Genomic DNA, 15,193 nt, shown 5'->3' on the forward strand with positions numbered 1-15,193 from the left:
GCCCTGCGCGCCCACCTCGCCGCCACCCTCCCCGAATACATGATCCCGGCAGCGATCGTCACCCTCGACGCCCTCCCCCTCACCGTCAACGGCAAGCTCGACCGCCGCGCCCTCCCCGCACCCGACTACACGCCCGAAGCGACCTACCGCGCACCCGTCACCGCACGCGAGGAAATCCTCTGCGAGGTCTTCGCCCAGATCCTCGGCGTCTCCCAAGTCGGCCTGGACGACGACTTCTTCGCCCTCGGCGGGCACTCCCTCCTCGCCATCTCGCTGGTCGAGAGGCTGCGGGCCCGGGGTGTACCGGTGAACATCCGCGCGCTGTTCACGTCACCGACCGTGGCCGGGCTCGCGGCCTCCGCCGGCACGGGTGAGGTGGCGGTGCCGCCGAACCTCATCCCGGCCGACGCGCAGGAGATCACCCCCGCGATGCTGCCGCTGGTCGACCTCACCACCGACGAGATCGCGCGGATCACCGCGACCTTCCCCGGCGGGGCGCCGAACATCGCGGACATCTACCCCCTGGCCCCGCTCCAGGAAGGCATCCTCTTCCACCATCTGATGAACTCCGGTGGCAGCGACCCCTATGTCATCCCGACCACACTGACCTTCGACTCCCGCGAACGGCTGGACACCTTCCTCGGCGCGCTCCAACACGTCATCGACCGCCACGACGTCCTGCGCACCGCCATCCTCTGGGAAGGTCTGCCCGAACCCGTCCAGGTCGTCGCCCGCCACGCCCAACTCCCCGTCCAGCAGCACGAGATCACCGGCGACGACCCGATCGCCGCGCTCACCGCACGCTGCGCGGCCACCATGGACCTCACCCGCGCACCGCTGCTCCGCGCCCACATCGCCGCCGAACCCACCAGTGACCGCTGGCTCATGCTCCTCCAGCAGCACCACGTCACCACGGACCACACCGCCCTGGAGGTGCTGCTCGGCGAGATCAACGCCGTGCTCGCCGGCCGGCTGGACGAACTGCGCCCGCCAGTACCGTTCCGCGAGTTCGTCGCCCAGGCCCGGCTCCAGGTCTCCCGTGAGGAACACGAGCGCTTCTTCACCAAGCTCCTCGGCGACGTCACCGAACCCACCGCCCCCTTCGGCCTGTCGGACGTCCGAGGGAGCGCGACCGGCGTGACCGAGGCCCAGCGCCTCGTGGACGCCGAGCTCGCCACCAGGGTCCGTGAGCAGGCCCGCCTGCTGGGAGTCAGCCCGGCAACCGTCTTCCACACCGTCTGGGCCCGCGTGGTCGCGGCGACCTCGAACCGAGACGACGTGGTGTTCGGCACCGTGCTGTTCGGTCGGATGAGCGGAGGCAGCGGCGCCGACCGGGCACCTGGCCTCTTCATCAACACCCTGCCCGTCCGGGTGCCGACGGCCACCGTCGGCACCGCGCAGGCGCTGCGCGCGATGCGCGGGCAGCTCGCGGACCTGCTGGCGCACGAGCACGCCCCGCTGGCGCTCGCCCAGCAGGCCAGCGGCATCGGCGGCTCCGCACCGCTCTTCACCACGCTCCTCAACTTCCGCCACCAGGCCGGGCAGCCCGTCACGGACGCCGGGTCTCCGGGCATCGAGGTCCTGCACAACGAGGAGCGCACCAACTACCCGCTGACCGTGTCGGTCGACGACCTCGGCACCGCGTTCACCCTCACCGCACAGGCGGTGGCGCCGATCGACGCCGAGCGGGTGTGCGACCTGCTACACACCGCCCTCGAAGGACTGGTCGACGCGCTCGAAACGGCCCCGGACAGCCCCCTCGGACGCATCGAGGTCCTCAACCCGCAGGAACGGCAGCGGATCCTCACCGACTGGAACGGCACCGCCACCGAGCCGGTGACAGGCACGCTGCCCGAGCTGTTCGCAGCCCAGGTGGCACGGACGCCCGACGCCGTCGCAGTCGTGTACGGGGACACCGAACTCACCTACGCCGAGCTGGACGCCCGCGCCAACGGCCTCGCCCACCGCCTCATCGCCGAGGGCATCCGGACCGAGTCCGCCGTCGCCGTCCTGATGGAGCGCTCCGCCGACCTGATCGTCGCGCTGCTGGCCATCGTCAAGGCCGGCGGCTGCTACGTCCCGCTCGACCCCCGCTACCCCCTCGCCCACCGCCGGACCATCACCACCGAGACCGGCGCCACCATCGTCCTCACCGACACCGCACTACGCGACGAGGCCGCCGAACTCGGCCTCACCGTCCTCACCACGGACGATGGCGAGCGCGGCATGGGCCTCGACATTCGTTGCCATAGGCGGCAGTTGGCGTACGTGATGTACACCTCCGGCTCCACCGGCCGCCCCAAGGGCGTGGCCGTCACCCACCACGACGTCATCGCGCTCGCCACCGACCACCGCATCGCGTCCCCCGCCATGCAACGCGTCCTGTTCCACTCCCCGCACTCCTTCGACGCCTCCACCTTCGAACTGTGGGTACCGCTCCTCAACGGCGGCAGCGTCATCGTCGCCCCCACCGGAGACCTCACCACCACCACCCTGCACCACCTCATCACCAGACACGACATCACCGCCCTCTGGCTCACCGCCGGACTCTTCTCCCTCATCGCCGACGACAACCCCGCCTGCCTCAGCGGCATCCACCAGCTCTGGACCGGCGGCGACGTCGTCTCCCCCACCGCCGCCACCCGCGCCCGCGCAGCATGCCCCGGCCTCACCATCATCAACGGCTACGGACCCACCGAAACCACCACCTTCGCCACCACCCACCCGGTGACCGACACCCCCAGCGCACTACCCATCGGCCGCCCACTGACCACCATGCGCGCCTACGTCCTCGACGCCCACCTGCACCCCGTACCGACCGGCGCCACCGGCGAGCTCTACCTCGCCGGCTCCGGCCTCGCCCGCGGCTACCACCACCACCCCACCCTCACCGCCGAACGCTTCACCGCCGACCCCCACGGCCCAGCCGGCAGCCGCATGTACCGCACCGGCGACCTCGCCAAGTGGAACCACCACGGCGAACTCGAATACGCCGGCCGCGCCGACCAGCAGATCAAACTGCGCGGCTTCCGCATCGAACTCGGCGAGGTAGAGGCTGCGCTGGCCTCCCACCCCACCGTCGCCCAGGCCACCGTCCTCCTCCGCGAAGACACCCCCGGCCACAAGCGCCTCATCGCCTACACCGTCCCCACAGGTGACCTCGACACCACCGCTGTCCTGGCGCACGTGGCCGACCGGCTCCCCGAATACACGGTCCCCACCGCCATCGTCACCCTCGACGCCCTGCCCCTCACCGTCAACGGCAAGCTCGACCGCCACGCCCTCCCCGCACCCGACCTCACCCCGGTGTCCAGCCGCCCCCCACGCACCCCGCAGGAGGAGGTGCTGGCCACCCTGTTCGCCGAGGTCCTGGCACGTCCCCGGGTCGGCATCGACGACAGCTTCTTCGAGCTCGGCGGGCACTCCCTGCTCGCCACCCGTCTCCTCGGCCGCATCCGCACCACACTCGGCGAGGAGGTGGCCCTGCGGGACCTCTTCGAGGCCCCCACGGTGGCCGGTCTCGCGGAACGGCTGAAGACAGGCGGCGAGCTCGGCGACAAGTTCGCCGAACTGATGCCGCTGCGCCGCGAGGGCGAGCTGCCGCCGCTGTTCTGCGTCCACGCCGGGTACGGCGTCGCCCTCGGCTACAGCCGCCTGCTCCCCTACCTGCCCGGCCGGCCGCTGTACGCCCTCCAGGCGCGCAGCCTCACCCGGAACGACGAACTGCCGGACAGCGTCGAGCAGATGGCGGCCGACTACGTGGCCCACATCCGCCGGATCCAGCCGTCCGGCCCGTACCACCTGCTCGGCCACTCCTTCGGCGGCCTGGTGGTGCACGCCGTCGCGAGCCGCCTCCAGGAGCTCGGCGAGGAGGTGGCCCTGCTCGTCATCATGGACGCCTACCCGTACGCGACGTACACCGTGAAGGGCGTGGAGCGGGACGAACAGGAGACCCTGGAGCTCTTCCTGGAGATGTTCGAGGCCGAACGCCCGAGCCCCGAGGGCAGGCCGCTCGACCGGGACGAGGTGCTGCAGACCCTGGTGGACAGTTCGGCCTCGGCCTTCACGGCCGACGACCTCGCCGCGATGGGAGACGCCTGGGAGCGCCACACCCGGATGATGCGGGCCTTCGATCCCGGCCACGTCCGAAGCGACGTGCTGTTCTTCACCGCCACCCGCGAGCGGCCCGAGGGCACCCCGTCCGCGACCGCGTGGGGCCCCCACATCGACGGCCGCATCATCGACCGCGACCTCGACGCCACCCACCACGGGCTGATGGACCCCCGCCACCTGGCCGAGATCGCCCGTGCCATCAACGAGTTCACCGCCGAGGAGCGCTGACACCACACCCACCGTCGCCCCCGCCGACCCGAACGCCGTGGGCCCCGCTCCTCCGAGCGGGGCCCACGGCGTTCGCCGACGGCCGAGGCGGTCCCGGCGGGTCCGCCGGACACGGTGCACTCGGCGCTCGACCTGGTGGGGTTATCCACACCCGGAGTCGGGGGGATGACCGGCTCACCCCGGGCGGGCGTCCCCGGAGATGCTGGGTACGGCACACATGTCCCGGCGATCCCACAGGAGTTGTCCCGTGTACGAGCACGCACCGACCCGCTTCCGTTCCCTCCGCCCTCGGCAGGGCGGTCGACGCAGGACCGTGTCGACCGCACTCGCCGTGGTCGCCGGCATCCTGACGGTCGGAGTGCTCGCGCCGCCTTCCGCAACGGCCGCGTCCGCCACCGCCGTGTCCAGGCCGGACGGCGTTCAACGGAGCCTGAACGCGCTGGTGCGGGACGACGGCCTGCCCGCCGCGCTGGCCGCCGTCAAGGGCCGCGACGGCCGGACCCGCACCTACACCGCCGGGGTCGCCGACCTCGCCACCAAGGCGAAGGTGCCCGAGGACGGGCAGGTACGGATCGGCAGCAGCACCAAGACGTTCACCGCCGTGGTCGTGCTGCAGCTCGTCGGCGAGCAGCGGATCGACCTGGACGCCGCCGTCGACACCTACCTGCCCGGCCTGCTGCGCGGGGACGGGATCGACGGGCGTCACATCACGGTGCGCCAGCTTCTCCAGCACACCAGTGGGCTTCCCGACTACATGGCCTCCCCGCAGATGGCGGACTTCACCGCTGTTCAGTACCGGTACTCCGAGCCCCGCGAACTCGTCGACATGGCCCTGGCGAGCAAGGCCGACTTCACCCCGGGCGCGAAGTGGGAGTACAGCAACACGAATTACCTGGTCGCCGGCCTGATCATTCAGAAGGTCACCGGCCGGCCCGTCGGCGAGGAGATCACCCGCCGCGTGATCGACGAGATCGGGCTGCGCCACACCTACTTCCCCACCCCCGGGGACCTCACCGTCCACGAGGCCCACCCCGAGGGCTATTTCCGGAACCCGGCCGACGGATCCCTGCACGACTTCACGGAGATGGACTCGTCCATGGCCTGGGCCACCGGTGCGATCGTCTCCACCAACACCGACCTCAACCGGTTCTACACCGCGCTCCTCGGCGGTCGCCTCCTCGCCCCGGCTCAGCTCGCCCAGATGCGCACCACCGTCCCCGCCGACGAGCTGGGCCCCGGAATCCGGTACGGGCTGGGCCTGGAGAGCATGCCGCTGTCGTGTGGCGGCGTGTACTGGGGGCACGGCGGCACCACTCCGGGATACCGGACCCGTGGCGGCGTCACCGAGGCCGGCCGTGCCGCGAGCATCACGGTGACCACGATCCCCCCGACCGCCGCCGCGCAGCACCTGGAGGACGCCGTGGACACGGCCTTGTGCGGCTGATCTGACGTCACGTCAGATCAGGCCGGGCTGTGGCGCGGTGAGCTGCTCCAGGATGTGGTCCGAGATGGTCCTCGGGTGCGGGCTCGGGGGTGGGGTCGGGTCGAACAGGTGCGTCGGCAGGTCCGGTCCCAGGTCCAGGGGTGGCAGCACGGGAGGAGCAGAATGCGGGTCCGGTGGTGGGAGCGACGGGAGCGGCTTGTCGAGGTGCGGCGGGGGTAGTGGCGGCAGGGGCTTGTCGACCGGTCCGAGCTCGATGTCCCCGTGCCCGGTCGTGCCGCCGACCGGCGGCCGTGGGCTCAGCCACCGGTTGTTCAGCCAGGACTCGATGTGGTCGGCCGGTGAGATCGAGAACTTGTTCCCGGGGTTCATCGCGCCGTGCCGCGTACCCCACGCCCCGGCGAACGCGCCGTTGGCCGCGCCGGAGACCCAGTCGCCCGACAGTCCGAACGCCGCGTCCTGTGCGGCGCCCTCGGCCATGCCGGTGAGCGCCCCGTAGCCGGTGTTCCAGACCAGACCGGCCGCGCCCTTGGCGAACGCGCCCGGCGCATGGCCGGTCAGCCCGGTGAAACCCTTCCCCAGGCCCTTCCCCAGGCCCGTGCCGAGCCCCTTGCCGAGCAGCCCCGCACCGAAGCCGACCGCGCCGCCGATCGCGCCGTTGACGGCGGCGGTGCCCAGCTCCGATCCGTCGATCGACGTGCGGTGGTGCTGGCCCAGCTCGATCACCTGGGCCAACAGGTCGAAGCCGACCTGGGCCAGCACCGACTCGGCGACCCGGGTCACCGCGCTGATCAGCGCCTTGCGCAGGAACGCCAGCACGAGGGCCCTGGTGAAGGCGATCTCCACGGGCGCCGCCTCCGCGCCGCCGAACAGGAACAGGGCGGCGTCGATCGCCAACTGGACGAAGAGCACCACCAGCGCACCGATGATCTCGATCCGCAGGGTCTCGATCTGGTTCGCCAGGTTGTTCAGCGCGTCGGCGGCGGCGTCGCAGCACTGGGCGATGAGCGGCATCGCGGCGTCGTCGCCGATGGCGAGGCGGGCCAGGTAGGCGTCGAAGGAGTCCTTGGTGACGCCGGTCAGCCCCTGGTCGAGCTGGGCCTTGGTGTCGGCCAGGTCCTTGATACAGGTGCGGATGGCGTCGCCCGCCGCCTTCCACGCCTCGGCCTCGGCCCGCAGCGCGGTCTCGTTCCCGGTGGGCCACTTGTTGCCGACCAGGATCATCAGCAGGTTCTGCAGTCCGTCCGGCAGGGAGGCGTTGGGGGCGTCGACCGCCATCACGCACCGCCGGGGACGGCCGACGGGAACGACGCGGCGAGTTCCGTGGCGTGCTCGTCGGCGCTCCTGAACGTGCTGTGGGCGCCGCCGAGGGCTTCGGCGAGGTGCTTCAGGGTGTCCGGCAGCGCCTGAACCGCCTTCAACAGGTCGTCCCGCGGCTGCGCGAAGACCTGGTCGAAGCCCTGCCCGAGGGCCGGGTCGTCCCCCCAGGGCGCCGCACCGAACAGGGCGGCGGCGCTCAGGGCCGTCCACGCGGTGCTCATGCTGTCGGCCGCGTTGCCCGCGTCCACCCCGGCCTTGCCGAGCAGGGCGAAGTCGACCACCAGGGTGCCGTCGAGGGTCGGCAGCGGCGGTACCGGCGGCCCGGTGTACGGGGGGACCCCGGTGGGCGCGTTGCGGTATCCGCCGGTAGGGCCGGGGACGTCGGGCGTGGGAGGAGTCGGCATCCGTCCAGCTCACCGGCGTTCGGCGCCGGTCCGCCTGTTCTTGACGACATCCCAACGATCACCGCCCCCGCCCTGACGCCTCGTTGACGTCGACTCCACCCCTCAGGGGCGCGTACCGCGTCGTCGCCGTCCCGATCCGACGGGTTCAGGCGCGTTCCTGGATGCGCGGCGCGGGCTTGCCGTCGCCGTGCGGTCCCGTCGTGTGCTGGAGGGAGTGCAGGATCGCGAGGCCCTGGCTCACGATGCCCGCCGCCATCTGGTTGACGCCGTCGCTGCCGTTGAGAACGGTGAGCTCGGCGCCGGACATGCCCCGGGCCGCCGCGTCCGCGAGGGCCGGGAGGTTCTCCACGATCCGGTTGGCCGCGATGAGCTCCTGGTTGCCGCCGCGCAGCGAGTCGGCCCGGGCGGTGTTGGCGTCCGCCTGCGCCTGGGCGAGCGCCCGCTCGCGGTAGGCGCTGCCGTCCGCCTCGAACTTCATCCGGTCGCGGCCGGCCTCGGCCAGCGTCCGCTGGCGGTACGCCTCGGCGTCCGCCGGGCGCCGCACCTCGGCCTCCAGCTGCTGCGCCGCCAGCGCGGCCCGGCGCTGGGCGAGCGCGGTCTGCTCCTCGATCACGTCCTGGGAGGCCCGGGCCTCGGCCAGCGGGCCGGCCTGGGCCGCGCGGGCCCTGGACTGCTCCGTCTCGGCGAGGAACCCGGCCCGCTTGATCGCGGTGTCGCGCTCGTACTCGGCCTTCAGCGCGGCCGCCTGCTGCTCCCGCTCGGTGGCCTCCTGGTCCGCCTTGGCCTGGGCGATCCGGGCCTGGCTGGCGACCGCCGCCGCGTGCGGCGCGGCGAGGTTGTCGATGTACCCGGTCGAGTCCTCGATCTCCTGGATCTGCAGCGCGTCGACCACGATGCCGAGCTTCTCCATCTCGCCGTGGCTGCCCGCCATCACCTCCTGGGCGACCCTGCTGCGCTCCCGGATGATCTGCTCGACGGTCAGCCCACCGATGATCGACCGCAGGTGGCCGGCGAAGATCCGGCCGACGAGCTCCTCCATCTGGTCCTGCTCCGAGAGGAAGCGGCGGGCGGCGTTGGCGATCGACACGGCGTCGTCCCCGACCTTGAACACGCAGACCGCCCGCACGGTGAGCCGGATCCCCTGCTGGGTCACGCAGTCCTCGGCGATCTCCGCCTCCCGCAGGGCCAGGGAGAGCATGCGGACCTTCTGCTTGACCGGCAGCACGAGGCTGCCGTGGCCGGTGACGATGCGGAACTGGGTGTCCTGCGCCTGGTGCTTGGACCCGGAGATGAGCATCGCCTCGTTGGGCGCGGGAACGTGCCAGAAGAACATGATCGACCACCTGACCTGCTGGGATTCGAAAGAGAAGGCCTACGGCGGCAGACGCTCGACGATCACCGACCGGGCCGAGATCTCGTCCACCACGACCACCCGGGCGTCCCGGCCGACCGGCTCCGAGCACCAGGCCGCGAACACCTCCGAACCGCCCCGGAGGGCGACCAGGACCTCGCCCGGACCGCCCGGAGGAATGGGCACCGTCACCTTGCCGACGGCTCCGACCGGGCTCTGCCGGGACTCGTCGACCGCGGGAACGTTCTCTCGCACCACCGGCGCCTCCGGTCACCACGTCCGCCGCACGTGAACCGTGGACGGTCACCGGCCACCACCGCCCCCGAAGGGCCGGCGCCGCCGGGGCCGCCGGGCTCGCCACGGGTCGAGGGCACTGTGGCAACCGCCGACGGCGGCGGTGCCTCGACCTCTTCCACGGTACTCCGGCAGCGGTCGGCCAGGGCCGGCGGGCGGATCCGGCCGGCCCTGGCACCGCGGGGTGCTACGCGTGCCCGCCCGAGGCCGACACCGGCGCCTGGGCGGTCCGGCCGGCGCAGGCCGCGGCGGTGACCGGACCGGTGAAGGCGGCCTCCGAGGCGAACAGCCGACCATCTGGACAGTGTTGTGGCGAAGCACCCGAGACGTCGGATCGTGGCGCTGTTGGTCGGCGCGCCAGTTGCCGAGCGCCTTCCCCCGAGGTCGGATGCGGGCCGACAGATGCGCCCGATCACGTCGGTACACGCCCCGGCGGCGCGGATCGAGTGCTCCGGAACGGGATGTGCTGCCGCGCGGGCGGCGAACCCGTCGTCCGTATCCCGTCCGCGGGCTTGCCGACCCGCGCAAGCGCTGCCGGACGGAAGACCTGCTCCGGCGCGAGTTCGGGCGCGAATGGAGTCCTGGCCCGGGCAGGTGCGGTCGCGATGCGGAGCGCGCGAAGCTCGACGATACTGAGCCAACGGGCGGTGACGGAACGTGTCGTCGACACCATGGTCCGACACCATCGGCCCGCGCACCGTCGTAGGCGCGGCGGCCACCGAGCAGGGCCGCCGGAAGCCACGACCGGCGACCACTGGCCCGGCGGCGTACCGACCGCCGAGCCCTGGACGGAGAGACCGGGAATGCTGAACCGACGAGACCTTTTGAAAGCCGCCGCCATAGGCGGCCCGGCGGCTCTCTTCCCATGGGACCGCGCACCGGGCGGGGTCCGGGCCTCGTCCCTCGCGCTACCAGCCCCGCCGACCATGCCGGCCGGGTCGGAGCCCGAGCGGTCGGTCGCCCGGATCGTCCCCTTCGCGCACGCCATGCCGGTGCCCCCGGTGCTGAGTCCGGTGTCGCGGACGGACTCCTCGGACCTGTACCGGCTGCGGATGGCCGAGACCCGGGTGGAGATCGTCAAGGGGCTGCTGACCACCGTCCAGACCTACGGCGGCAGCTTCCCCGGTCCGACCATCCGGGCGGTCAAGGGACGGGAGGTGGTGGTCCAGCAGACCAACGACCTGAGCGTGCACACCTCCGTCCACCTGCACGGCGGCCATGTGCAGTCGCGGTACGACGGCCTGCCGATGGACCTCATCGAGCCCGGCGAGACCCGCGAGTACCGCTACCCCAACGACCAGGTGGCCGCCTCGCTCTGGTACCACGATCACGCGCACCAGCTGGAGGCCGAGAACGTCTACCGCGGCCTGGCCGGCGCCTACCTGCTCAGCGACCCGCACGAGAGCGGCCTGCCGCTGCCGAAGGGCGAGTTCGACATCCCGCTGCTGATCCGGGACGCCCGGATCGAGACCGACGGCAGGCTGGTCTACACCGACCCGTACGCGTGCCCGCACATGCTGGTCAACGGCAAGGAGCGGCCCTACTTCGAGGTGGCGGCGTGCAAGTACCGTCTGCGGGTCTTCAACGTCTCGCCCAACCGCCACATATCGCTGCGCCTCGCCAACGGCGAACCGTTCACCCAGATCGCCTCCGACGGCGGACTGCTCGCCGAGCCGGTGAAGTTGGACGAGCTGACCCTGGCCGGCGCGGAACGCGCCGAGATCGTGGTCGACTTCGCCCGCTACCCGGTCGGCGGGTCGGTGGTGCTGGAGAACACGGCCGCGCTGGAGACCGAGCGGCCCGAGGTGCTGCGCTTCGACATCACCCGGACGGCCGAGGACAAAAGCCGGATACCGGATGTCCTGGCCACCCTGCCGCCGATCCCGCAGGCGACGGTGCACCGGGAGTTCTCGCTGGCGACCTTCCCGAACACCAGGATCAACGGGCGTAAGTACGACCCGGACCGGACCGACGTGCGGACCACCGTCGGCACCAGCGAGATCTGGACGATCCACAATCGCCTCACCAGCCGGCCGGCCGGGGTCTTCCACGCCCCCCACTCCTTCCACACCCACCTGGTGCGGTTCCGCGTGCTGGACCGTGACGGGGAGCCGGTCGGCCCGGCCGAGGCCGGGCTGAAGGACACCGTCGCGGTCCACCCGGGCGAGACCGTCCGGATCGCCATGACCTGGGGCGACTATCCGGGCGAGTACGTCTATCACTGCCACCACATGGTGCACTCCTCGCACGGCCAGATGGGCCGGATCGACGTGCTGCCCGCGGCATCGGAAGACCCCGCCCAGGAGTCGGACGAGGCCTCCGCCGACTCGTACCCGTTCTCCGGAGCGTCAGCGTCCAGAGCCGGTCGACGGCGACGGCGCAACCGGTTCCACCATGCGGGCCGCCGCCGGAGCTCGGGGCGGCGGTGGATCCGGAATCGCGCCCGTCGGTGTGGCGAATCAACGGCCACTCGGTGACCCTGTGTCAGATTGCGTCTCCTGCACGAAGCGTCGTGGTCGATCTCAATCGATGCCAGGGCACGCGCAGTGCGCGGCGATGACGCCACGATAGGTGGAACCTGGCCAGGCATGTTGGAGCTAGTGGAGACGTGTCGCAGTCCGGACAAGGTCGGCGACGGCTCTGGACCGGCTGTGCGGGGGCCAGGCGATGACGGTGGTGACTGCTGGCGCGTCCAGCACGGGCACGGCGGCGAGGTCACCGTGCAGTTGGGCTCGGCACGACTCCGGTGAGACCGCGCAGGCTCGGCCGAGCGCGACGAGCTGCAGCAACTGTGCGTGGTCGCGGACCAGCGGGCCGGGGCCGGGCGGGTAGGTGCCGTCGGGGTCGGGCCAGCGTGGCAGAGGCAGGCCCGGCAGGCCGGTGATGTCGGCCATGTGCACCTGGGCGCGGACGGTGAGCGGATGCCCGGCCGGCAGGACCACCACCTGGCCCTCCGTGCCGAGCTCCTCGGTGTGGAACCCGTCCGTCGAGTCGAACGGCCGGTGCAGCAGCGCCACGTCGGCCCGGCCCTCGCGCAGGAGTCGTGCCTGCTCGGCCGGGCCGCACAGGATGACGTCGACGGGGACTGCGCCGGGTTCGGCGGCGTACGCGTCGAGCAGTTTCGCCAGCAGTTCACGGGACGCGCTGGCTTTCGTCACCAGAACGAGGCCGGGACGGCCGGTCGCGGACAGGGCGGCGCGGCGCGTCCGGCGCTCGGCGGCGTCGACCGCGTCCAGGGCCGCCCGCCCCTCGACCAACAGCACCGAGCCGGCCTCGGTCAGCGTGACGGTGCGGCTGGTCCGATCCAGCAGCGCTGTTCCGAGCCGGCGTTCGAGCTTCTGGATCGCCCGTGACAAAGGCGGCTGTGCGATCCCGAGCCGCTGCGCGGCGCGGGCGAAGTGCAGCTCTTCGGCGACGGCCACGAAGTAGCGCAGTTCCCGGGTTTCCATGCAATCACGCTACTCCGGATCAATACCTGGACGGTATCGATGCCCACCTGATCGGTGTTGGACCCCCGTTGGGCTCCGACGGCAGCATGGTCCCTATGAGCGAACAGACGATTGCGCTGGTCACCGGCGCGAACAAGGGAATCGGCTACGAGATCGCCGCAGGCCTGGGCGCCCTTGGCTGGCGCGTCGGCGTCGGGGCCCGCGACGAGCAGCGCCGCAAGGTCGCGGTGGAGCAACTGCGCGCGGCCGGCGTGGACGCCTTCGGTGTACCGCTGGACGTGACCGACGACGCGAGCGCGACAGCCGCCGCACGGCTGATCGAGGAGCAGGCCGGGCGCCTCGACGTGCTCGTCAACAACGCCGCCATCACCGGCGGCATGCCGCAGGAGCCCACTCAGGTCCATCCCGCGACCATCCGCACGGTCGTGGAGACCAACGTGATCGGCGTCATCCGCGTCACCAACGCGATGCTGCCGCTGCTGCGCCGTTCTGCCTCGCCGCGGATCGTGAACATGTCCAGCAGCGTCGGCTCCCTCACCCGGCAGGCAGGAACCGCTGCCGAGCTGACGTCGGGTCCGGTGGCTGTGGCGTACGCCCCCTCGAAGACGTTCCTGAACGCCGTCACCCTCCAGTACGTCCGGGAGTTGAGTGGCACGAACATCCTGATCAACGTCGGCTGCCCCGGCTACGTCGCCACCGACCTCAACGGCTTCCGTGGCGTGCGCACCCCCGAACAGGGCGCGGCGATCGCCATCAAGCTCGCGACCCTGCCCGACGACGGACCGACCGGCCAGTTCTTCGAGGACGCCGGCGTCGTGCCCTGGTGAAGTGCACGGCGGTCATCACCCGCTGGGTGAGGCGCCTTCGCCCGCAGGGCTCGAACAGGTTCATCAATGTGGCGGCCGTCCCGGCCAACGCATCGGCGGCCGAGGCAACGCTGCGTACTGCTACTGGTTCCAACATGAATGGCAATTCACCGCAGGTTGCAAGCAGCGTGACCATGTGGTTCCAACAAGCGTGACCCACGAGATCCGGATCGCAAGGTCACCACACCCCCGTGGTTCCAACTACCGTGTCACGGCACATGACAGACAGTTCCGGTGATCTGGGCATGGCGCGTACGCGGTGCTGGTCGAGTGGTGCCATGGGTACTTCGACGCGGTCGGTGATCCGGTCCGACTCGTGCGGGCTGGACGAGCTGTTCGTGCCGTACGCGGAAGACGGGCCGGTGCAGGAGGAGTTGGGCCTGGCCGAGGCCTGGCGGCGACGGTGGGTCACGTCGTGGCAGCGCCGCCCTCGGCGACCGGCGGTGGACGAGCGGCGCAGGGCCGGCCGAAACCCGGGGCGATGAGGAGCGTCACGTCGCCCTGCCCGTCCCGGCCGCCGAGGAGAACGAACTCCTTTGCTCTCGAAGCCAGTTGCGTGATGGTTCACCCGAGCCCTCGGAAGTCCCACTACCCGCCGGGTCATGGCATGCTCTGCCCATGCCACAGGGAGGATCGAACAGCCAGTTCTACATGGAGCGGTTGCCGACGGACATCGGCTCCATCGGGGCCTTTGCGATGGGAGAGCTCAACGAGAAACATCTCGCCCCCAAGGCCGAACTAATTCGTGATGCCGCCAGAGCACAGCCCAAGCCTTACGAGGACATGTGGAGGTTTCTTTCCATGTGCCTTCCCGAAAACCTGCGCCACATCCATCCGAGTCGATGGAAAAAGTTGATCCAGATCAGTGCCGATGACGCAGTTTCACTCACGTGGGCACCGTCCCCCGAGGTCATCACCGCCCTGCTGGAGATCTCTTCCTCGGACGACAGGGTGGAGATCCTGGAGGCCCATCGGGACGAGATCCAGGCCGACGTGATCACAAGCCTCGACAAGGTCGCCCACCCTCACCTCAAGAATGCGGTGAGGCTTCTTCGTGCTGCTGTCAGGGCGTCCGGATCAGGCCACTTCGAGGCCGCACAGGCACTGGCGGCAAACGTCCTCGAAACGCTGATGACCTCTCACGGGAACTCGTGGGTTCGGCAGGCGTTCCCCGAATTCCGGCCCTCCGGGTCCGGCCACTACAGAACACTGATTGAAGTTCTCACTTCAGACATGGAATGGCGCCATCGGTCTGTCGACGACTTGGTTCGATTCCTTGTCGTGGTCGGGTTGGGAGATGTGTTCGGGCCAGACGATGTCCAGTTGACCTTCAACCGGCACCTTGCAGCGCACCGTGCATCCGAGTACAGCTACCAGCCCCATTTCGCTCTGTCCGCGCTGCTGCTGACGCACGGTTTGCTCCGTGCCTTGGACGCCGACATGACCCCGCCTGAACAGCGTGCTCTGCCCTGGGGTTGGTGACGGTCAACGAGCCGAGCATCATGCCCCGCCATCCCATCACCTTGGAGAGTGACTGCCTCCGGGGGTGATCAGGCTCCACGGCACGAGCAGGGTGACGCCTTCACCAAGACGCTCATCGCCAAGCGCCTGTCCGGCTCCGCGCTCTCGCCGATGTCACCCTCGGTCACGAAGCTCGCAAACTATCGTGCTCCGCTCTCGCAAACTAACGCGCACCACCACCCCTCAGACCAGGGGTCCACCCGGCC

Annotated in this window: 10 protein-coding genes; 5 read left to right on the forward strand and 5 right to left on the reverse strand. The window is 70.8% G+C overall.

Annotated elements, in window-relative coordinates:
• Together P3T27_RS34225 and P3T27_RS34230 are read left to right on the forward strand one after the other, a co-directional pair.
• Positions 1-4,341 (forward strand): amino acid adenylation domain-containing protein (locus tag P3T27_RS34225; RefSeq protein ID WP_280685181.1); only part of this gene is annotated, 4,341 nt, incomplete at its 5' end.
• A 313-nt stretch (positions 4,342-4,654) separates the two neighbouring features.
• The gene (locus P3T27_RS34230; protein ID WP_280685182.1) at positions 4,655-5,785 is read left to right on the forward strand and encodes a serine hydrolase domain-containing protein; all 1,131 of its coding nucleotides are present in this window, start codon (positions 4,655-4,657) and stop codon (positions 5,783-5,785) included.
• Positions 5,786-5,797: 12 nt separating this feature from the next.
• Here the strand turns inward: P3T27_RS34230 and P3T27_RS34235 are convergent, their stop codons facing one another.
• The 4 genes from P3T27_RS34235 to P3T27_RS34250 all read right to left on the reverse strand — a co-directional run bounded on the left by P3T27_RS34235 (position 5,798) and on the right by P3T27_RS34250 (position 9,112).
• Complete coding sequence (locus P3T27_RS34235; protein WP_280685184.1) at positions 5,798-7,060, reverse strand: hypothetical protein; 1,263 nt, start codon at positions 7,058-7,060, stop codon at positions 5,798-5,800.
• Entirely contained in the window at positions 7,060-7,506 is a 447-nt protein-coding gene (locus tag P3T27_RS34240) for a hypothetical protein (RefSeq protein ID WP_280685185.1), read from the reverse strand. The genes P3T27_RS34235 and P3T27_RS34240 overlap by 1 nt, the downstream gene beginning before the upstream one ends.
• 145 nt (positions 7,507-7,651) lie before the next feature.
• Positions 7,652-8,839, reverse strand: a complete 1,188-nt coding sequence (locus tag P3T27_RS34245; RefSeq protein WP_280685186.1) for a flotillin family protein — start codon at positions 8,837-8,839, stop codon at positions 7,652-7,654.
• A 39-nt stretch (positions 8,840-8,878) separates the two neighbouring features.
• A complete protein-coding gene (locus tag P3T27_RS34250; protein WP_280685187.1) occupies positions 8,879-9,112 on the reverse strand; it encodes a hypothetical protein in 234 nt (77 codons plus the stop codon).
• A gap of 965 nt (positions 9,113-10,077) precedes the next feature.
• Between P3T27_RS34250 and P3T27_RS34255 the strand changes: the two genes are divergently transcribed.
• Positions 10,078-11,628, forward strand: a complete 1,551-nt coding sequence (locus tag P3T27_RS34255) for a multicopper oxidase family protein (protein WP_280685188.1) — start codon at positions 10,078-10,080, stop codon at positions 11,626-11,628.
• A gap of 120 nt (positions 11,629-11,748) precedes the next feature.
• Here P3T27_RS34255 and P3T27_RS34260 read toward each other — a convergent pair whose 3' ends face one another.
• Entirely contained in the window at positions 11,749-12,600 is an 852-nt protein-coding gene (locus P3T27_RS34260) for a LysR family transcriptional regulator (protein ID WP_280685189.1), read from the reverse strand.
• Between the two features lie 95 nt (positions 12,601-12,695).
• Here P3T27_RS34260 and P3T27_RS34265 point away from each other — a divergent pair, with 95 nt between their 5' ends.
• Both P3T27_RS34265 and P3T27_RS34270 read left to right on the forward strand, forming a co-directional pair.
• Positions 12,696-13,427 (forward strand): SDR family NAD(P)-dependent oxidoreductase, encoded by a 732-nt coding sequence (locus tag P3T27_RS34265; protein ID WP_280685190.1) that lies wholly within the window; start codon positions 12,696-12,698, stop codon positions 13,425-13,427.
• A gap of 657 nt (positions 13,428-14,084) precedes the next feature.
• Positions 14,085-14,948, forward strand: coding sequence for a hypothetical protein (locus P3T27_RS34270; protein WP_280685191.1), 864 nt, complete (start codon positions 14,085-14,087; stop codon positions 14,946-14,948).
• Positions 14,949-15,193: the final 245 nt, after the last annotated feature.

Origin of the sequence: Kitasatospora sp. MAA19 (assembly GCF_029894125.1) — a bacterium.
In the GTDB taxonomy this organism is placed as follows: Bacteria; Actinomycetota; Actinomycetes; order Streptomycetales; family Streptomycetaceae; genus Kitasatospora.